Origin of the sequence: Gimesia sp., from assembly GCF_040219335.1 — a bacterium.
In the GTDB taxonomy this organism is placed as follows: domain Bacteria; phylum Planctomycetota; class Planctomycetia; order Planctomycetales; family Planctomycetaceae; genus Gimesia.
On record NZ_JAVJSQ010000024.1, the window covers coordinates 1 to 20,286 of the forward strand.

The 20,286-nt window shown below is 50.6% G+C and carries 15 protein-coding genes and 1 pseudogene; 10 read left to right on the forward strand and 6 right to left on the reverse strand.

What is annotated here, in order from left to right:
* The 6 genes and pseudogenes from RID21_RS19505 to RID21_RS19530 all read left to right on the forward strand — a co-directional run.
* Window positions 1-187, forward strand: a pseudogene (locus RID21_RS19505) (hypothetical protein); the annotation flags it as partial.
* An 843-nt stretch (window positions 188-1,030) separates the two neighbouring features.
* On the forward strand, window positions 1,031-1,402 hold the full coding sequence (locus RID21_RS19510) for an STAS domain-containing protein (RefSeq protein ID WP_350191746.1): 372 nt from the start codon (window positions 1,031-1,033) through the stop codon (window positions 1,400-1,402).
* A 98-nt stretch (window positions 1,403-1,500) separates the two neighbouring features.
* Window positions 1,501-5,241: a DUF1553 domain-containing protein gene (locus RID21_RS19515; protein WP_350191748.1), complete on the forward strand. Its 3,741-nt coding sequence runs from the start codon at window positions 1,501-1,503 to the stop codon at window positions 5,239-5,241.
* 92 nt (window positions 5,242-5,333) lie between these two features.
* Window positions 5,334-6,638 carry a DUF1501 domain-containing protein gene (locus RID21_RS19520; protein ID WP_350191750.1) on the forward strand — a complete coding sequence of 435 codons (1,305 nt, stop codon included), beginning with the start codon at window positions 5,334-5,336 and terminating at the stop codon, window positions 6,636-6,638.
* A 260-nt stretch (window positions 6,639-6,898) separates the two neighbouring features.
* Window positions 6,899-7,888: a DUF1559 domain-containing protein gene (locus tag RID21_RS19525; protein WP_350191752.1), complete on the forward strand. Its 990-nt coding sequence runs from the start codon at window positions 6,899-6,901 to the stop codon at window positions 7,886-7,888.
* Window positions 7,889-7,996: 108 nt separating this feature from the next.
* Window positions 7,997-8,407 (forward strand): hypothetical protein, encoded by a 411-nt coding sequence (locus RID21_RS19530; protein ID WP_350191754.1) that lies wholly within the window; start codon window positions 7,997-7,999, stop codon window positions 8,405-8,407.
* 494 nt (window positions 8,408-8,901) lie between these two features.
* On the opposite strand, the gene RID21_RS19535 is transcribed toward RID21_RS19530, so the two are convergent.
* Genes RID21_RS19535 through RID21_RS19550 form a run of 4 tightly spaced genes read right to left on the reverse strand, consistent with a single transcriptional unit; the run spans window position 8,902 to window position 10,664 of the window.
* A complete protein-coding gene (locus RID21_RS19535; RefSeq protein ID WP_350191756.1) occupies window positions 8,902-9,963 on the reverse strand; it encodes an RtcB family protein in 1,062 nt (353 codons plus the stop codon).
* Between the two features lie 16 nt (window positions 9,964-9,979).
* Window positions 9,980-10,240: a hypothetical protein gene (locus tag RID21_RS19540; RefSeq protein WP_350191758.1), complete on the reverse strand. Its 261-nt coding sequence runs from the start codon at window positions 10,238-10,240 to the stop codon at window positions 9,980-9,982.
* 14 nt (window positions 10,241-10,254) lie between these two features.
* The gene (locus tag RID21_RS19545) at window positions 10,255-10,524 is read right to left on the reverse strand and encodes an archease (RefSeq protein ID WP_350191760.1); all 270 of its coding nucleotides are present in this window, start codon (window positions 10,522-10,524) and stop codon (window positions 10,255-10,257) included.
* Window positions 10,525-10,556: 32 nt separating this feature from the next.
* Complete coding sequence (locus tag RID21_RS19550) at window positions 10,557-10,664, reverse strand: archease (RefSeq protein WP_350191762.1); 108 nt, start codon at window positions 10,662-10,664, stop codon at window positions 10,557-10,559.
* A 427-nt stretch (window positions 10,665-11,091) separates the two neighbouring features.
* Here RID21_RS19550 and RID21_RS19555 point away from each other — a divergent pair, with 427 nt between their 5' ends.
* The 3 genes from RID21_RS19555 (at window position 11,092) to RID21_RS19565 (ending at window position 13,746) form a co-directional block, all read left to right on the forward strand.
* Entirely contained in the window at window positions 11,092-11,703 is a 612-nt protein-coding gene (locus tag RID21_RS19555; protein ID WP_350191764.1) for a MarC family protein, read from the forward strand.
* A 632-nt stretch (window positions 11,704-12,335) separates the two neighbouring features.
* On the forward strand, window positions 12,336-13,076 hold the full coding sequence (locus tag RID21_RS19560) for a DUF4405 domain-containing protein (protein ID WP_350191766.1): 741 nt from the start codon (window positions 12,336-12,338) through the stop codon (window positions 13,074-13,076).
* A 445-nt stretch (window positions 13,077-13,521) separates the two neighbouring features.
* The gene (locus RID21_RS19565) at window positions 13,522-13,746 is read left to right on the forward strand and encodes a hypothetical protein (protein ID WP_350191768.1); all 225 of its coding nucleotides are present in this window, start codon (window positions 13,522-13,524) and stop codon (window positions 13,744-13,746) included.
* Between the two features lie 174 nt (window positions 13,747-13,920).
* On the opposite strand, the gene RID21_RS19570 is transcribed toward RID21_RS19565, so the two are convergent.
* On the reverse strand, window positions 13,921-14,904 hold the full coding sequence (locus tag RID21_RS19570) for a zinc-dependent alcohol dehydrogenase family protein (RefSeq protein WP_350191770.1): 984 nt from the start codon (window positions 14,902-14,904) through the stop codon (window positions 13,921-13,923).
* A gap of 320 nt (window positions 14,905-15,224) precedes the next feature.
* A complete protein-coding gene (locus RID21_RS19575; protein ID WP_350191772.1) occupies window positions 15,225-16,301 on the reverse strand; it encodes a hypothetical protein in 1,077 nt (358 codons plus the stop codon).
* A 639-nt stretch (window positions 16,302-16,940) separates the two neighbouring features.
* On the opposite strand from RID21_RS19575, the gene RID21_RS19580 reads away from it, so the two are divergent.
* Window positions 16,941-20,186 (forward strand): SHD1 domain-containing protein, encoded by a 3,246-nt coding sequence (locus RID21_RS19580; protein WP_350191774.1) that lies wholly within the window; start codon window positions 16,941-16,943, stop codon window positions 20,184-20,186.
* The last annotated feature ends 100 nt before the right edge of the window (window positions 20,187-20,286 follow it).

Consider the following 20,286-nt stretch of genomic DNA (forward strand, 5'->3'; position numbering starts at 1 on the left):
GATCCAGCCACTGATGAATATTTCCATCGCCAATGGCTCGCACGGATATCTGCCAACACCCGAGCAGCACCGCCTCGGTGGCTACGAAACCTGGATCGGCGTGAACAAGGTACAACTCGATGCTTCCGAGAAGATGGTTGACGCCTTGATAGAGATGCTCGGCAGTCTGAATGCCAAGGATCGGTAAGTCGAGTTTGCTCGCAATTTTGCAAGCGTAATTAATACCTCCCAGGTTTCAGTTCTCTTCCCGCCTCCCACTATAAATAGAAACCCTGCTATTTATCTCGACATTCCCTTCAAATTCGCGCGAGTTCTCGCCCTTGGGAAAAGTCCAGTCCCTTACCCCTGGTGAATCTGAGCCTGGCAGGGAAATTGATCCCGAAGATGCCGGAGTTGGACTGGGCCGCCCATGTGGCAAGTGGTCTGATTCCCTCTTTGCCGGCCCTACCTCGCTCCCCGAGAAAAACGAGCGAATCAAGCCGATATATCGTGAGGCTGCGGACAGTTTCGTAGCCTCCTTTGGCTCTACCCAACAGATTTCTTCTGCGCATTAGAAACATCTTTTACACCAAGCTCATCACCTAACCATAATACAGCCTCATTCAGCAGATCCTGTGGGACCGTGGTATAGTGCCTGTCTGCCATACTGACGGGGGCGTGATCCAGGAACAGTTACTCCAATTCCTACAATTCGCGGTTTTTTCTACTCTAGGAATTAGTCTAGGAATTAGTCTAGGAATTAGGAGAAGGTCAGGAACTGATCACAGGCATATTACGACACCTGGGGGGCGAGAACTCTCACGATACGATCTGAAATGTTGTGGTAGTTTGTAGCGATGTAAAGATAGACGCTGGCTGAAAACCTGCCTCTATGACCAATTCATCAAAATAGGTCAGTTTTTTCGTTTCAAACCCGCTATTTCATTGTAATTGATCACACTCTGCAGTGAGAATAGAGGCGATTTTTAGATCGATCTGATATTATAATTCCTTAGATCCTGAAACTCTTCAAGCAAGCGGGCCCTGATTGATGCTAGAGAACTTTGAAGTATTTGAGGTTGAACTGAGTACTCCAAATTTGATTGTGATCCCCCTGGGATCGACGCTGCAATTTCACTACAGCAACGTCCAGGTTGAATCCAACAAGGTATTAAGACTTTTCAACTCACCAGAAATTAAGAATGTGATCATCGACTTTTCAAAAGTTGATTATCTAGATTCAGTCATCATCAACTCAATCATTCGTTACCTGCAGCAGGCCAGACAGACTGGGGGACAGGCCGTCTGCTGCAATGCCTCTGAGAATATGCAAAACATTCTCAAGTGCATCAGAGTAGGGACTCTCTGGCCGTTATTTGATACCCGGGAAGAAGCCATCGACTCCATCACCACAAATTCATAAATCTCTGATTTCTATTTTTTAGACGAAGAGCATGCACCCGGTTTAAGGGGCAAGGTCACTGTTGTGATCATGACAAGTTATTGAGGAAATTATCAGGTATGTACTGGACGCGACTTTTACTGATTTTAATTTTGACTTCCCACCATGCGTGCCCTCTGCATGCCGATGAGGCAGCACCAGTCGCCAGATGGGATTTCTCGACGGAAGAATCGACTTCCTTATCCACGCATGGCAACGTGACCCGCGATCAAGCCGGTCCTGTTCCGCCTGAGTTTCCAGACTTCACAAAAGATAACACGGCGGTCCACCTTGATGGTAAGGGGGCATACATTGCAGTCCAAGATCCCGGGGACAAGAGTATTTTCGACTTCACTAATGGCGATACCATTACAGTTGAAGCTTGGGTTAAGGTTGAGAAAATTCGAAATGGACAGCCGATGTATGTCATCGGGAAAGGACGGACTCACTCTCCGCATGTTGCGCCTGACAATCAGAACTGGGCACTGCGCGTGGTTGGTGCCGGAGATGCTGTGAAACTCGGCTTCTTATTCGCAACACCTGCCTCTCCCGGTTCCAAAGGCCCCAACTGGCATCGCTGGACATCAAAATCAGGATTTGCCGTAGTAACCGGCTGGCATCATATCGCGGTGACTTATCGATTTGGTCAACCCGATTCCATTCAAGGCTGGATTGACGGTCGACCCACTGACGGCATATGGGATCTGCAGGGGGCAACCAAAGCGGCTCCCGTAGTTGATAACGATCAGATCTGGATCGGATCATCCATGGGCGGCAATACCAGCAACAGCTTTAACGGCTGGCTGGATACGATTGCAGTCTATCGAACCAGATTAAGTAACAAGGTCATCGCATCTCATTTCCATCGACTCGGCGGCCCGCGCACCGTGGGACCTGCGCCCGAAATCATGCCCGAGATTTCCGATGTTCCACTGGGGCAGGTTCTGGTCACATTTTCCGAAAGCATGCCCGCCTCTGATCGCTGGTTGAATGAAGGCGAGAAATGGCCAAAGGAAACGTCCCGCTGGCTGGGGAATGAATTTCTGCTCCCGCGAATTCCATTGCGTTATGATGCCTGGGGCATTCGATCCAGCTGGAAAGCGCCGCTGCTGGTTCGCATGGCTGCGGATATGGAACTGGAGCCAGGAAAACATCGGCTCTTACTGAGAGCTCGTGCTCTGGGGCGATTATGGATTGACGGTAAGGTTGTGGCACGCACAAAAGCGCTCACATATCGTCCTCCCAATGGTGAAGAACCAATCACGCCGCTGGCTGAGCCCCCGTTGCACGGTGTCCGAGTGAAGGGGTATCGGATGCAGGAAGTCTTTGGAGAGATAACAATCCCTGATAATGATGATGGCAAAACCCAGCTCTGTCGCGTGGTGCTGGAACTGGTAACGGGTGGAAAGAACCTGCGCACTGAAACAGGTGAAGTCTGCGTGGCAATCCAGACGACCGACGGAAAATCCTATGCAGTCATTCGACCTCAGCATCAGGATGCGCTTCCCCTAACAGACGCCGCCGTTAATCCCGTGCTGTCACAAATCGAGGCTGCGATCTCTCAACTGGAAGACGAGACCAGACTGAAGGCGGCTGCGGGTCAGGATGACTTCTGGCAGACACGACATGCTGCCGCCCGAGCATGGACGTCACAACACCCTGCTCCGGAAATTCCCACTGTTGCGGATTCTGCGATCAACCACCCGATTGATCGTTTCCTGGCCAGCAAGATCGATAAAGCACTCTTAGAATCTTCGGCCACCGATCGCAGTCAGGCAGAACACTTTCACAAAACAATTCTGCCACTCCTGCAAGAGAATTGCTTCCGCTGCCATGGAGACAAAGATAAAGGCGGATTAAGACTGAACACCAGAGAGAATGCATTGAAGGCAGGCGATTCCGAAATCCCGGCGATTGTTCCCGGTGATATTTCAGCCAGTGAGCTAGTGGAGCGCATTCGAGCACAAGACGAAAGCATTCGTATGCCTCCGACTGGAAAAGGCCTGAGCAAGCAACAGATCGCAGAACTGGAGAAGTGGATTCAACAGGGAGCGATCTGGCCTGCCGTTCCACTGGAGGCCTCCGAAGTGGCGCTGGCCCCCGTCATCAACGACGAAGCATTTCTGCGTAGGATTTATCTCGATACCGTGGGAGTCCCGCCGACCTTGGCTGAAGTTCGGCAGTTTCTGGAAGATTCCGATCCGGACAAACGCAACCAACTGATTGACCGGCTGCTGGAAGACGACCGCCTTGCTGACCATTGGGTCAGTTATTGGATGGATTTACTGGCTGAGAATCCTACCTTACTAAATGCCTCGCTGAACAGCACAGGCCCCTTTCGCTGGTTTCTGTATGATGCCTTACGCGATAATAAATCATTCGACAGAATCGTGACGGAACTTTTACTGATGCGCGGCAGTCCGCATGAAGGTGGCAGCGCCGGTTTTGCAATTGCTGCAGAAAATGATTCGCCTTTTGCTGCCAAAGGGCATATCATCGCGTCCGCATTTCTGGGAATCGAACTTCAGTGTGCACGCTGCCACGACTCCCCCTATCACAGCACGACTCAGCGCGATTTATTCTCACTGGCTGCGATGCTGAACCGTAAACCTCTGACGGTCCCCTCGACAAGCCGCGTGCCTGATGCATTCTTTGAAAAGAAAGCCAGAGAGTCTCTGATTCAGGTCACTTTGAAGCCGGACGAAACGATTCAGCCAGACTGGCCGTTTGCTAGTGTTACTGGAGCCGTTGATGGTCCGAAAATTGATAAGCTCATGTACAACCCGCAGGACACGCGGGAACGGTTAGCTGCGTTGATCACTGCACCGGAAAACAAACGTTTTGCCAATGTGGTCGTCAATCGTTTGTGGAAACAGCTAATCGGGACAGGAATGGTGGAGCCAGTTTATGACTGGGAAGGCCGCAAACCAAGTCATCCCAAGATGCTGGACTGGCTGTCACACCAGTTTATCACTCATGACTATGATCTGAACCACGTCATTCGCCTGATTGTTACTTCTCAAGTTTACCAGCGAGAAGCGACTGGAAACAACGGGACGAAACCTGAAGCGCTGCGGTTCTTTACTGCTCCTGAGAAACGCCGACTGACTGCGGAACAGATTGTTGATGCCATGCATACCGCGACCGGAAAACAGTTGGACGTTGAAGAACTTACCTTTGTGCACGATGGTCAACGCGATGTCAGCAATCGTCTGTCATTGGGACGCCCCAGCCGTGCCTGGATGTTTGCGGATTTAAAGAATGAGCGAGACCGGCCGAGCCTCTCTCTGCCTTATGCCCGTACCGTCACTGATGTTCTGGAGGCGTTCGGCTGGACTGGATCTCGTCAGAAACCGATCATGCATCGCGAAACGGAGCCGAATGTACTGCAACCGGGAGTATTGGCGAACGGTACTCTTTCCATGAACCTCATTCGTGTGTCAGATCAAAGTGAGTTGGCCCAGTTGGCTGTCGACAGCAGGAAGTCTGAGGAAATCATTGAAGCGTTATATCTTCGTTTTCTGTGTCGTCACCCGAACCAGGAAGAACTGAATACATTCAGTAACGCATTGGCTCAAGGGTTTGATTCCCGTCTGCTGCCGGCAGACGAAATCGTGCCTGTTCAAGAACCATCTCCCTTACCGCAGGTGACCTGGTTTAACCACTTGCGACCGGAAGCTAATACTATCCAGCAGAAGGTGGAGCGACGTGTCCGTAAGGGGCCACCAGCCGATCCCCGTTTAAGTCCCGTATGGCGGGAAGTTTATGAAGACATTATCTGGAGTCTGATGAATCATCGGGAATTTGTCTGGGTTCCTTAGCGATCTCTATTCATTTTCTCGACCTGTGAGATGTTTCTGAGTATTATTTCTTGATTTAACTGACCTCAAATACGGCATTACGAGATGCAATCATGAAAAATCAATGTGCGGTACCCTCTTTCAATCGACGCGAGTGCCTGGCCGCGGGAGTGGCATTAGCGGGCGGACTGGCGACCTCAAAATTCAGTCTGGGTGAAACCTCATCAAAACTGATTCGCGGCAAAGCCGAGCATGTGATTTCGATCTGGCTTGGCGGGGGGATGGCACAGATTGACACCTTTGATCCCAAGCGAAAAGGAAACCCCAAGGCCAGGAAGGCGGGAGCCTACTACGACTCGATCGATACCGCAGTGCCGGATGTGCAGCTTTGTGAGCATCTCAAGAAGCTGGCTCCCCTGATGGATCGTGTTACGGCTGTGCGAACGGTCAATCATGAATCGATCGACGAACATGCTGCCGCCACAAATCGCATGCACACCGGTCGCCCTATTAGTGGTACTGTCACCTATCCCTCGCTTGGTTCGTTGGTAACCCACGAACGAGGCGCGGTCTCTGACGACGCTCCTCCTTATGTCTTAATCGGTTATCCGAATGTGACACGTGGTCCAGGCTTTCTGGGGGCCGGCCATGGCTATCTCTATTTGACCAATACCAATGAAGGTCCGGCAGGATTGTCTCGACCAGATCATATCACATCTGACCGACAGGCGCGACGAGAATCATTCCTGGCTGTTTTACAGAAACAAGGAAAAGCAGCCAGCGAACAGAAAGTACGCGACTATGAAGCCGCTATTCAACAAAGTATGAAGCTGAGTGGGCCGGAATTTAATCAGGCCTTTCAACTGGATAAAGAGCCAGCAGAACTACGAACAAGGTACGGTGGAGAATTTGGTCAGCGCTGTCTGTTAAGCCGCCGGCTTGTGGAACGAGGTGTTCGATTCATTGAAGTCTCGCATAACCTGAACTTTCTAAACGGGGCTGGCTGGGATGTGCATTACGAGGGGATTTTGCAGCAGCACAAACTGATCCAGGAAATGGATACAGCAGTCGCAACCTTGATTTCCGATCTCGAACAGAAAAAACTCCTGGATAAGACTCTGATCGTCATCACGACGGAATTTGGTCGTCCACCGGAATTTGACAGTGGCGGAGGACGGGGACATCAGGGAACCGCATTCAGCTGTGTTCTCGCCGGCGGCGGTCTGGCACACCGTGGCGCGTGGGGAGTGACCGACGAGCTTTCCAAGAAAATCGTCGAAAACCCAGTGGGCCTCCCAGATTTCTTTGCCACGATTCTCGCCTCTCTGGGGATCGACTACACGAAGAATCTCTATGCCAACGATAGACCCATTCCCATTACAGATGGCGGTGTACCTGTCAAAGAACTATTCGCATAAAACCGGGTACTCACAAGTTGGTGAACCGTTTGGAGTCAAGGTTCGGCTGAATAATTTGCCGCCATGGTCTCTGAGGGGATGGCTTAAGACATGCAGAATTATTGATTTAAATCGACACTCGCTCTTGCCGGAGCTTGTATGGCAGTGCTATAAATGATTTTCTTAGCAAACGATATAAATTAAAGCAATCCATGTTTAATGTTGCTAATTAATCCCTCCTTCTATCCCACCAGAACGCATCGTTTCAAAGGACACTTACAATGAAATTGATCTCAACCCGCCGAGGATTCACACTCATTGAACTACTGGTCGTCATTGCGATTATTGCTATTTTGATCGCACTCCTGTTACCCGCTGTCCAGCAGGCGCGCGAAGCGGCCCGCCGCAGTACCTGCAAAAACAACATGAAGCAGATTGGTCTCGCGCTACACAATTACCATGATGTCTACAGTACGTTTCCTGTCGGGGCATTGCCGGGGAACCGTCCGAACTGGCGCGTGGGAATTCTGCCGGCGATCGACCAGGCACCACTTTTTAATCAGTTGTCGATTTCTGGCCACTGGGCTTCCGGCTGCAATTCGTCCAGCAGCTATGGTCAGCAGGCGACGGGGACTAACCTGGTACTCGTCGGATTGAAAATTCCGGTGTTTCAGTGTCCATCCAACCCGCTCGATCCCAATAATCCTTCGGGGAGCATGTGTAATTACGACAAGCTGCAGTGCCACGATTATGTCGGCATCAGCGGAGCCACCCCCGACCCTGCTCCGACCCCTCGCACCAATGTCTGCTCGACCGGCGCCAGCTATGGTGTTTACTGCAATAACGGCATTCTTGTCCCCGGTAAAAACTATCGCTTCCGTGATATTACTGACGGTGCCTCGAATACAATGATCGTGGGAGAACAGTCGGGGAGTGTAGGAACGAATGACTGGCGAACCAATTATCATGGTGGCTGGCGAGGCTGGTCTTCCTCAGGAGATGTTGCAACAAGAACGGGGGCCCATCATGTCGGTGGTGTTACCACGATCGCCTTCCAAATCAATGCTAAATCAGGTCAGTCCGGCGGAAATACAGTACCCCGTTCTAACAGTGCCTACTCCGGAAATACGGTTCTGAATTCGCATCATACCGGGGGTATTCACATGCTGCTGGCTGACGGGGGCGTCCGCTTCATTTCGGAAAATATTGACTTCCTGACATTGCGTCAGCTCTGTGCCCGCGATGACGGCCAGGTTGTGGGTGAATTCTAAACGCGCTACGTCTGCGATTCATTCTATCTGATCTACCAGTCCTACTCTTCTTAAAGGCGCTGCAGTCGACTTTTGCCTGTTGACTGCGAAGCTCCCGGAGCTTTCCTGATGAAACTGTCAACCTACCCATTCTGTTTATTCCTTGGTTCCGTCCTGCTCCTGAGCGGGTGTGGCGGGACAGATACACCTCCTGCCGGGGAAGTGACCGGTAAAGTGACCCTGGAGGGGGAAGCTTTGCAGGAAGGCGTCGTATCTTTCTACTCTGCGAAACTGGGTAGTGGAGGTTCGGCCGAGATCACTACCGAGGGAACTTACACCCTCAGCGAACCCCTGCAGACCGGTCAGTATGCGGTTACCGTGTTGCCTCCGCCGGAACCACCGCCGCAGGATCTGGTTCCCCAGGATGTCAAAGTGGATGATGCGAAATTTCCCGCCCGCTATCGCGATCCTCAGAAAAGTAATCTTACCCTGGAGATTGTCGAAGGCGATAACATCTTCGATATCGACATGAAGAAGTAACAGTGCCCTGCTCCGGTCGGCACCTTCCGACTGCTGCGGGGTTCCGCGATTCCACGTGCGACTGCAGACAGCGAAACCGGTCTGCGGTCGCTTTTTTTGGGCATGTCACTCCCGGCGATCGGGGCGTGCTATTTTTCACGACATTCCAGACATTTTTGCGCGAGTTCTCACCCTTGGGAAAAGCCCAGTCCCTTAACGAAACCACCGCACTTTGCAGTTCTGGCAGAGTCATATCTAAGACGTCGACGCTGATCACGTCGAAAATGTTCTTTGTCAGCCAGCCTCGGGCCGTAGATCGAGGGACGCCACGTTGAAGCGCGATATCAATATTGCTGATGGATCGAACAAGTTCTTTTAGCCGATGATCATAGCTGCGTTGCTTGCGCGTGTTTTTGTACATAGCCTGATTCTTGTGAATCAGGACAACTGTGGGAAGGGATCATCGATATTTTACGACGTGGGAGTCGAAAACTCGCGCAAAAATGTCCGGAATGTCATGACAAACAGCACGGCTGTTCTTCTGCCAGTCCGCGCCAGCTCCGTGCCCGCGCGATCACGCCGCGCGTCCGGAGCTCCTCATCGATATCCCGGCCCTGCGACACACGTACCGCCTGCTTGCGGCTCATTTGCCTGCCTGCACAAATACAGGTTGTACCGAAGGTCTGTTCCATACAGCCCGGCTGGCCCACCAATGCCCAGCTGGCCCGGCCCATATCACTCGGAATCCGTATCGACTGACCAATCTCCTGATACTGCTCTGGAACCTCCGGATGCCCCGCCGGAAAGGTCCTCGTGGCCCCCTTCCGATGCACCCAGACCTGCTTTCTGCTCCCATCAACGGTGTGTTCTTCCAGCTTCGCAATATTGAGGGCGATATCATAGATGAGTGTCATTCCCAGCTCCTGCCAGGAAAAGCCGAACACGGTCTCAAAAACTTCCCGCGCCTGATGCATCAACAGCTGCCGATTACACCACGCATAATTGGTGGCCGCTTGCATCGCGCCCAGATAATGTTCTCCCTCAGGGCTCAATACAGGCGCATAGGTCAACTGACGATCGGGCAGGTGAATGCCATATTTCTGGGGCACAACGCGCAATGCTTTCAGGGCATCGTCACAAATCTGGTAACCCAGCCCCCGGAAGCCGGAATGTATCATGACATTTACTATTTGCATGTCTACTAATTGCGCTTCCAGAAAATGATTGCCCGATCCCAGAGTTCCGCACTGCTCTACACCCCGTAGCAGAGCCCGCTCACTGACCAGTTCCGGCCGCGCACCGGACAGACAGCCATGTGCTTCCGTATGCGCGATGTCATGCTCTGTCACCATTCCACGTTGTTCTTTGAACCAGGCTGGACCGTGCTCCATCATCTGACACAGTTCCTGATTGCTGAAATGGTACTTCCCGGTTCGCCCCACTCCACAGGGCACCCGCTGGAACAGTTCTTCGATCAGGGCAGGCAGATACGGTTTCACATCCTCATGGAAAAGGTTCGAACGAATCAGCCGCACACCACAGTTGATGTCATAGCCCACCCCGCCGGGTGAAATCACGCCTCCTTCTTCGGGATCAGTGGCACAGACACCACCGATGGTAAAGCCATACCCCCCAGTGAATGTCAGGCATCGCCAGGCTGGCCATCTGAATCCCCGGCAAGAAGGCCACATTCGCCACCTGTTCGGGAGCCTGGTCATGCTGCACCAGATCAATCAAGGCATCGCTCACATAGATACGTCCCTCAACCCGCATCCCCTGCTTATAACTTCGTGGGATACGCCAGCAATAATCATTGATCCGTTCCAGTGGACCGGTAAAATCACCCTGCGACATGCGATTCTCCCTGCTCAGATATCAATAATAAATCGAGCCTGCCAGCCTTCTGCAGTCTGCTGGACAGACAACTGGTGATAGGTAATCGCTTTCACTTCATGTGCCAGCCGGTGACGGTCTGCTTGAAAGGTTTCTCCCTGGGCCGAAACAGTGATTCCCTCGTAGTGAAACTGGACATCAAATTCACAGAACAGCAGCTGGCTGGTTTCGAAACGAAACAGCAGCTCATCCAGCCAGTCAAACAGCAGATAGTCCAGTTCGGTGCCGCTGACAGAGAGCGTCACTTCCTGTGCAGGACGAACCGTCGCCGGATCATCTACCAGGATTGAAAGAGGCCCCGTGCCGCCTCAGCAAACAGGGCTTCCCGGCTCTCAGCACTGACATCCAGTCCGATATCCGCAGTATGTTCAAAAGAAGAATACATACCAGTCTCATTATTTGACAGTATCTCAAAAAGTACAGTCCCCCTAAGGTGGGCGACTTAAAGAATATTCAGAAGCAGGAAATAGATTCTGCCACAGCGAACTCCTGTGTGTAGGCCCATCACTGACAGTACGTTGATCGGACCGTAACATGCACGGTTTAACTAACGTTTTTTGATTGAGTCGCTCAACGTGTTAAATGCCCTGGTGCGTTTCTAAATCAGCAGTCACTTAATGTAAGCATCAAGTGGTAATGATACCACTTCTTGAAGTTTTCTTAGCGGCTGGTATCATATCCAAATGTGATATGGCCCCTTTATGGATGCAGATCAAAATAAAAAAACAGCTCCTTTTGTCGTATCTGTGCCAGGTCAGCATTATACCAGAACTGGTTCGTACAGGTGATTTTAAGTAGTATGAGAGAGATAAATGCTGGAATTCTTGAGTGCCGTTTCAATTCTACTCGCGCTGCTCAATCCTTTCCTGGTCATTGTCTACCTCTTTGATGTAGTCAAAACTCTCGACAGGAAGCGGTTCTACCACGTCCTGCTCGTTGCAGCAGCAATCTCGGCGGCGGTCTTCAGCTGTTTCGCTTTGATCGGGGATGTAATCTTCTCAAGATTAGTACAGGCCGAGTTCGCTTCCTTTCAGATATTCGGTGGGATTGTATTCTTACTTATTGGTATTCAGTTTGTCTTCAAGGGACCATCGGCGGTCGAGATCCTGAACGGAAAATCTGAGAATCTGGCTGGAGCAATTGCGATGCCTGTATTGATCGGGCCAGGGACATTGAGCGCCAGCGTGGTTGTGGGGAAAAGACTCGAACCACTGGTTGCCTGCGGTGCAATTGTTCTCGCCCTGGGAATCTCCGTCTCACTCATGCTAGTTCTGAAAGAACTACACGACTATGTCCGCCAGAAACGGGAGTATCTTGTTCAACGCTACATCGAAGTTGCCGGCCGTGTGACAGCGTTGTACGTCGGGACGATCGCAGTTGAAATGATCATGCGGGGGCTGCAAACCTGGGCGCAACAGTTTTAACCTAGCAAGTACAATATAAAAAGGTGGAATCGATTTCCCAGGCTATCGCATTCCATGTGATAGAATGAGAATGTACTTTATCGGCATCTGTGGGAAACACGGGATCGCCTAAACAGACAAGTGTGGCACGACTCCATTCAGGCCTATTGTGTAACAGATCCTCTGGATTTGTTGTGTTTATATTCTGTCCGGCATAATCTAAACTTCCGTCAAGTTCCTTCATCCGATATTCTTAAATCTTGTGCATCGAACAAAACGACATAACCACATCAAGTAGATACGGATGCGTTGACTTATTTACTGATAGGCCTCCCCGAATATGGGGAACCTCTCTTTAATCTCCCGAAAGATCGCCTTGTTCTACTTCATGTGGTCATAAAAGCAAGGGAATCACTGACAAGACCTGCAGCAGAGTTTTAAGCAATATTAAGGTGCCAAATCCTCATGGTACTGCTGCTGATTGTTTAATCTTCATCTGCATATCGGTAAACATAATCCAGCATAATGTGAAAGTAATGTTTACACAAACGTGATTGTCGATGAGGTGTTCAAACAATTGACCTGGAGTATGTACTTGCTGATAAAGTTGTAGATAGTAAATATTGGGGAATTCACCAAAGGGATGGACATCAATGAAGCGGATTCTCGATAATCTCCGCGTCGATCTGATGACCGCCGCTCTGCTAATAGTGATGATAGCTACGGGCTATATCCTCCGTTTCCCGCTGCCTCCGGGCACCAACAAATCATTGTCACTTTGGGGGCTGTCACGGCACCAATGGGGCACGATTCACTTCTGGGCCAGCCTAGGCCTTTTGGCGTTTGTAGTCGTGCATGTTTGTCTCCATTGGCAATGGATAGTTATCTCGGTGAAACGCCGAGTTGGGATTACGGCTTCTTCTACTTCACCAGTTCGCGATGGCTTGATAACCGTTCTCGCTCTGTCCACTATATTGGTACTGTTTGGCTGGGCAGCTCAATCGGGCGTCAAGAAGATTACAGAACCAGTCCATGACCAACCGAATCCTCTAGTCCCCGAAGCAGAATATAATAAGGTTGCTTTTTGGAGCGATGTCTATCCGATCTTTGAGCGGTATTGCTTGTCCTGCCACGGGCCCCATCGCGAAGCCAGCGGCTTTCGTGTGGACCGTAGAGAGGACTATTTCGACGATACGTCAAGTGCAGCCTTAATTCAACCGGGCAACAGCGACGGAAGTCCTCTGATTGCGATTCTGTCAGGAAAGAAAGCTGGAATGGAGAGAACCGACGTGCATCGACTTGCGGATTACCAAGTTGCCATTGTAGCTGCCTGGATTGATGAGGGCGCTGATTGGCCTGACCGCCCGGAAAAGCAGCCAGGCATAAAACCCTAAATAAAGTCCAGATAGTATAGCTCCTGCGTGGAGTGACAAATTGGTATAAATGCGGTGCGACCAGATGACCACTTGCTGGTTTGGGATCAGACTCTCGGTATCTGAGTCAGTTCCGAACCGGAAACAGAGAGGTAAGGGTGATTACAAATATAAGGTGAGATCCGTTGGCGTGTTCTCAACGGAGATTTTAGTAAACGTGCGGATCGTGACGAGTACGATAATCTCAGAGATACGCTGCAAAATATCTTGACCTACTCAGAGCCGTCAGGAAATCCGCTGAGCTAGTCCCACCCTTCCAGGCTGGAGCCGTTCCTGCCGATCATTTCTGTCTGGTACGACGACCGAATGAGAAAAGGCATGTCGAGCGGTTACTGGATTATGCCCGCAGCAACTTCCTGATTCCCGTCCCCGGATTGTTTCTCTGGAAGCCCTGAACCAGCAGTTAGTGCAATACTGCCGGCACGATCTGCAGCGTCATTTGCGGGGACAGACCTCTCCCAAGCAGAACCTGCTGGCGGAAGAACAACGGGAGTTCCTGCGTCCCCTGCCACAGCAGACGTTTGAAGCCTGCCGGCTGGTACAGGTACACGCCGGTTATGGCAGCCGACGGCCGAGTCTGGGAAACCGGCTGTGGTTGCGGGGTTTGAACTCGACAACTGCCTGTTTTTAAATGTGTTACAAATCCGCGGCGTCTTGCCGCATCGAATTCGACCAGAAGTTTGAAATTGATGGACGACTTGCTAGCTGACCTATCGGCAAGTTGCGTCTGTAGATCACCCATAGAGAAGCTGTCATCTGTCCTTATATGCTACAAGCGAGACACCGGGAAGCCTTTTGGCTTTGTTTACTCTATGGATTCACTAAGCCGACGGTCTATTGCAATTGCAATCTTTCCTTGAACACCGTTATTGGGACTCTCCAACAGTGCATGGGCGAGCGGAATATCGGCAAGCGAATAGACGGCGCCAAGGTGTGGCAGCAACTGACCGCGCTCTATTAATGCGCTCAACTCATCAAGCTTGCCGCGGTTTTGTCTTGTGAAAACGAAGTAATAACTCGCGTTCTTGCCCCAGGCTTGAATGACGTTTTGTGGCTGTGCAATGTCCACGATCGTGACAACGCGGCCAAGTTGCGCGAGCGTATCGGGGCTGCGCGATAATGTGTTTCCGCCGATGGTGTCGAACACGACATCGACTCCGCTGCCACCTGTTTCCCGCATGATGACGTCGACATAATCCTCTTTTTGGTAGTCGATGACCACATCGGCCCCCAAACTTCGTACGAACTCAAAGTTTGCTTCGCGCACGGTTGTAAACACTCTCGCTCCCATGGCTTTTGCGAGCTGGATCGCCGCATGACCGACTCCTCCCGCGCCGCCGTGTACCAGAATGCTCTCCCCTACTCTTAGCTCCGCACGTACGACCAGTGCTTCCCACACCGTCCCGCCCACTAAAGTCAGACTTGCCGCCTCAAGATGACTCAACGAGGCAGGCTTCTTTCCGATAATGCTTTCGGCAGCAACGTGGTACTCGGCATAACTTCCTGGCCCGTCAAATATTTGCGGGGTGTACCAGACTTCGTCCCCTGGAGAGAAAGTCGTCACACCCGGACCGACTTCTTCGACAACGCCAGATACGTCGTGTCCGGTAATGGCCGGCAGTTGCACCAAGTCGGGATAATCGCCACGTCGGACTTGGTAATCCAACGGATTGATAGAGGTTGCATGTACCTGGACAAGGACTTGGCCCGCATGCGGCACGGGCTTGGGTACGTCACGAAGTTCGAACGATTCCGGGCCACCAAATGATTCAAGTACCATCGCTTTCATTGCAATCCTCATTTCTATAAATCGATGAACGATCCAACTGAGCAACCGGGGCCGCTTAGTGAATATGAACTCCAAATAACGAACACGCGGCACGGTCAGATACAGCGTCTTCTCTACCTCAGCGAGCGTGGATCACTTCCCCAGACCAGAGGGTTTGCCTAGAACGTCAGCAACAGCCAAGAGTTCCCACCAGTCATTGAATGACTCTGTAATAAAATCGCCCCCCGACTGAGAAGTATACCTGACAAACCAATAGAGGCCCTATATGCACTGAATCTTTTATGGCATCCAGAAGTACCTGACTCGTTTTGTGTTTTACTTCAAACCAAACTCTTTCCCGATGAAAGTAATGGCGTCGTCCAGAGTTTTTCATACTTGCTCTTGGCAAGTGCTATTTTCTTTTTGTTCTTAGATCGAAAAACGAAGAGCCTGCTTGTGATATTATTCGGCAAGTGCTCTAAAGCACAGGCTTCCTCTGACACACAGTAGACAACGAATGTTTTGAAGAACTGAAAGTACAAACTCTTATTCGCATATTTAGACTCAGACAAATAGCTGTGATATTTTTTGAGTGTTTCACTGCCCACTTTTTCAATTGGTGTTTTTTCCCCGATCCACTCACTAAACTTGCCAAGCCTTTCTTTAGCATCTCTAAAAGTGCTGATTTCAATTTCACCATTCAAAGCCTGATTACCTTTAGCCTTCAGATAATCCTCAATCCAGTAGCCGACTGTCTGTGGTAGCTTTTCAGGTAACTCTGCATATTCTGTTTTTTCTTTCCACTCTTCTGGAAGCTGAAAAGTCAAAGTCCCAATATGATCTTTTCCAAAAAAACGACGTACTACGTTATCTGCGAGCTCACTCTTGTCTCTAAATGCTCTCATGAGCGCCCACCTGAAATTGTTTTCTTCGGGGCTTATATCAGGTTTGACGATTTCAAGTTCTTCAATTTCACCCTGAGTCAGAGAAGTTGCAGAATCGACTTCTGGAATATGTAGCTCTGGATCGTCAAAAGCCGCTTCAAGCCAGTTGATAAACTGATCTACCTGCTGTGCCATTTTCTTTTCTTTGGTGGTTTGTTCTGCAGCATGATCGAAATAATTTTGAACTGATTTGAATATGTCAATATGGTGCTGAATCAATGCCAGGTAAGGCTTCTCGAAATCCATTTCCGCCTTCAGATTTAACCATTCTCGTAATGCGGATTCATAGCCTGCTTTAGTAATGGGGTGTTTGAAATAGTGGTATTTCCCCTCCACCATTTTTTTCCATTGATTGCGGGGTTTATGCTGCGAGAGCTCCAGTCTTACCCCGGCGGCCTTTTGTCTGTCAGCCCAGGTCTTGACACTCGTTTTTCTGGCCTTACTGTTTGATTTAGGGACTTGGGTATTTGTCATTGTAAATGCGCTTCCTGAAACAGTTACAGGTAGATTCGGAACGGGGTTCTGTACCTGATTATGTTGTACCTAAATCGTACCTTTGTGGATATGGTTTAGGTACAAGAGGTGCCGTTTTGTAGCTGAAAAACGCACAGTCTCGTTCACTTCTAATCCGTAGGTCGGTGGTTCGAATCCACCCGGGCGTGCTTTTTAAGCTCATAAGCGATAAATGCTTATGGGCTTTTTTGTTTGCTGGTATTGTATCTGATGTACTCGATTCAATTGAAAGTCATCAGTTCTTCAAACGCAACTCGCGGACAGTGCTCCTGGTCTCTCTGAATCTCTTGATGCGGGCTCGAAGCTCCCTATGTGAGCAGCCGTTTCGGAAACGGAACCTATCTCTATCGCCCTCTTGCCTACTGCGTCATTCAAATCGAATCTGGCACATTCTCCGAACGTGTTTTCAGAGGAAAATTCTAATTCTGCGATTCGTTGCTGTGCTGTGATCAGCCCCCCAACGCTTACGGCATTGTTAGGCGTTTTCAGATTATCGGGAGAAAATTCAAAAAAGATTCCATTCTGTTGCACACGATTTCACGGGGTGTCGCCAAAGAGGGTGAAGTCATTTCCAGGAACCTTCAGGTCAGGAAACCAGTTATGCAGAATCAGCTTACGAGGAATCTCTTGTTCAAAATCAGCATTACCTGCTTGTTGTTGCTCAGTTTTCTAATCAGTCAGGCCTCCGCTGCGGATCGGACTTGGACCAGTGCCGATGGCAGGCAGAGGGTCAGAGCAGAGTTCGCTGGCCTTAAGGGAGATCAGGTGCAACTGAAGATTACCGGGGGGCTGATTGTGAGCCTCCCGCTGGCTCAGTTCAGCGAACGCGATCAGAATTATATCCAGCGGACTGCTTCGACCGATTCACCGGATCAGACACCGAACTCAGAAACAAAAAAGATGGTGATACCAGACCCGGTTGACTCGGTCAAAACAGCGGACACTGAGACAAACAAGCAAGGGGCGGTCGCGACTTCGGGAGATATGGAGCGGTTGGCGAATGATGAAATCGGGAAAGCATCGCGGCTGCTGGGGGAGAAATTCAATCTCAGGCTGGTGAATGGACTGCCGGTGATCCACCAGGATCACTTCCTGGAACTGGGGAATATTCGTTCTGCTACCGAGCGGCGTCAGCGTTCTAAGGCTGCGGAGCAGGCTCTGGCGCGCGAACAGCAGAACTTTAGCAAGTTGCTGGAACGGGTTGCTTTGGGTGTGGATGAGAGTTGGATCGAAGAATTTCTACCAAATTTTATTGCCAATCATTATCCCCGACAGGTTGTGAAATCGGTGTTGGACTCCAGATATCAGACAGGGGGCGCGGTTGGTATCTGGAAAGGTGATAACGAATTCGAAAGACGGGCTGCACAACAGAAATTTGAACGCGAGTATGGGGAGACTCTGTCCGAGTTAGCGATCAAAGGGCCGTTTCGGATCTGTTTTATTTCCAAAGCACGATTATCGCCTTATGACTTTACCCGCAAGGGACTGGCGGTAAAAGCACTGGCGCACGGGGGAACGCCTGTGGTCCCTGGTCTCGAATGGAGAACAACATTTCCCACACTGCCTTCGAGTGGCGGATATCGAAGATCGCTCAATGTTGCCGGTTCTCCGGTAGCCGGGACATCGTTCTGGAAAGTCGGTCCGGATATCGTCAACAGATTACCGAGCAGAACGAAAAAAAGTATTCTCGGAGGCGCAGTGACAAAGCGCTGGGCGTTTATTGCGACTGTGGTGACGTTTCGAAGTGCACCCTTACTGGAACCCGCTGATCGTCAAATGCCGGCCATTTTTGGAACGGTAGACTCCGTTGAACTGTTTGCAGATCCCACTTTGCGAAAGCCACTGCACAGCTTTCCCCTGAAACGCTATCCCACGGCTGTGCTGGTAGGTGGCGTGGAAGCTGTGAGCGAATCATCGAACGCAGTGATTCCCCTGGATGAATTTGCCGTAGCCGGTCTGATTGTCCGGAATCAGGAGCTGAAACTTCATGACGAATCCTGGACCCGGATCTGGCAGCAGGTGAGTAAGAAAGATCAGCAGGCCGTTTTAAAGACGCGAGAAAAACTAAACTCGTACTCCGATCTCAGTTTCAGTATTCCCAGTATGATCAGCACGCAGCGGGCTTCAGCGGACTTGAATCAGCGGGTCAGTTCTGCCAGTCAGGAAGTGTCTCGACTGCGCTTAGAGATTCAGGGCCTGATGTCTCCGTCGCGCCAGCCATTCTTTCCCCCTTTTGCAGGAACATTTGGTGCCACGTGGGATCAGGACCGTGAATCGATCTCAGCGGCGCAGCGGCAGCAGTTGTCCGACTGGCTGGCCGGTCGAACAGAAGCCGCGGGTGATCTGTATCGACTGTATTTCAAAGTGGTCCTCGATCCCCGGACAGATGAACCGCGACTGGAAGACATGTCATTGACTCAACAACAGGCTGAACTGCGTGCAGCGGGCGAACAGCCATCACATCTGATTTCCCTGTATGAGAATCGAGCATTTGATGAGCGCGGTGAACTTGAGCTGCGGGGGACAGAAACAGGACTCTTCCAGCGTGCGGGACAGGAATATCAGCCCTATGAATTTCTGTTGAATCTGGGATGCGATACGAAAACTCTGATGAGATCCCTGCCGGAAGAGGCTGTGAAAAAGGCATTGGCTGAGAGAAGCGATGAAATTCGCATCGCGGTTACACTAGATGTCCGGGTTCAACAATTAAGGAGCATGGACACAGATACCGGAAAACAAGGTGGGTATGCGACTGTGATTCTCGATTCGTTGCCCATTCATATTTCTGTTGGCGAAAAAGACAAGGCTCCTTTGTACGAGGGGCCCCTGCAGATGGCAGCGTTAGAGAAGCTGGCAGCGCACCAGCCTGAAAAAGCGATTCCTGTTCAGTCGAAAGTGAATGAAAATGCGTTTGCTTTAAGTCCCCAGGCGATGCTGCCGCTGATTGCTTCTATTACATCAGAGTTTCTGGAGAATCCGGAGCAACTGGATCAACTGATGGTGATGCGCTGGCGTTTTGAAAATGTTCCCATGTTCGATGTCAAACCTGATCAGGTTCGGTTCTTCGACAAAGGCTCACAGAATCTTCCCTCTCGTGACGTACGCGCAGCGAAAGCGGAGAAGTTCAAAGCCTGGCTGAAGCGCTGGGCAGAATCAATACCAGACCAGTTCACGATGCAATTCGATAACTTCCGATTTCAGGGGCTGGATAAAGAACGACCCTGTCCTGCATTATTTTTAAACAGCTTTAGCCCCTGGAGTGGTGGCGGTGATGTAAATGCCTATGGGCATATGATGTCTCAGTTAAAAAATCCGGATAAGATTCACCCCAAGATGGCAGCTGAAGAAGTGCAGACTTTGTTAGACCTGTTTGCGATCGCCCCACGGGACCTTTTAATGGACCAGATCTATGCTGTTCCTGATCAGGAAGGTCGCAATTTTAAGGCAGCGTCTACCAGTCCTCAGGCAATTCCAGGCCTGGCCGTAGATCGTCCTGCAGAACCGATTTTTCCGCTGTTGCGTTTCGATAAAGAGATCTGGCCAGCTGAGAATGCCAGACTGGAACAAACTGCTCACAAACCGCGGTTAGAGCTCACAGCCAAAGTGACTTCATTCAAGCTGGTGGAGGAATTACCTCGACATCCCTGGGTAGAGGGCTTGAGCCGATTTCACAGCAGAGAATATCCCTCAGATCGGATTATCGATAACGGAAAGTATGCCATCATGGAAGTGAAACTGAAGTCCGCCCGACTGGTTGACCCTGCGACGGGGATAACGGTCCTCCCCCTTGTATTAAAAGAGTATCGTGCAGTTGATCTGAAAGCATTGGATCAGCAAAACGAATAATAGGCGGCCGTATGATGATGTCAGGGATTGAGTTTAGTATGAAACCTGTCTGCCACTGTATGTAACAGGTACTGTCCCCTCGAATCATGACTCGTTCGAC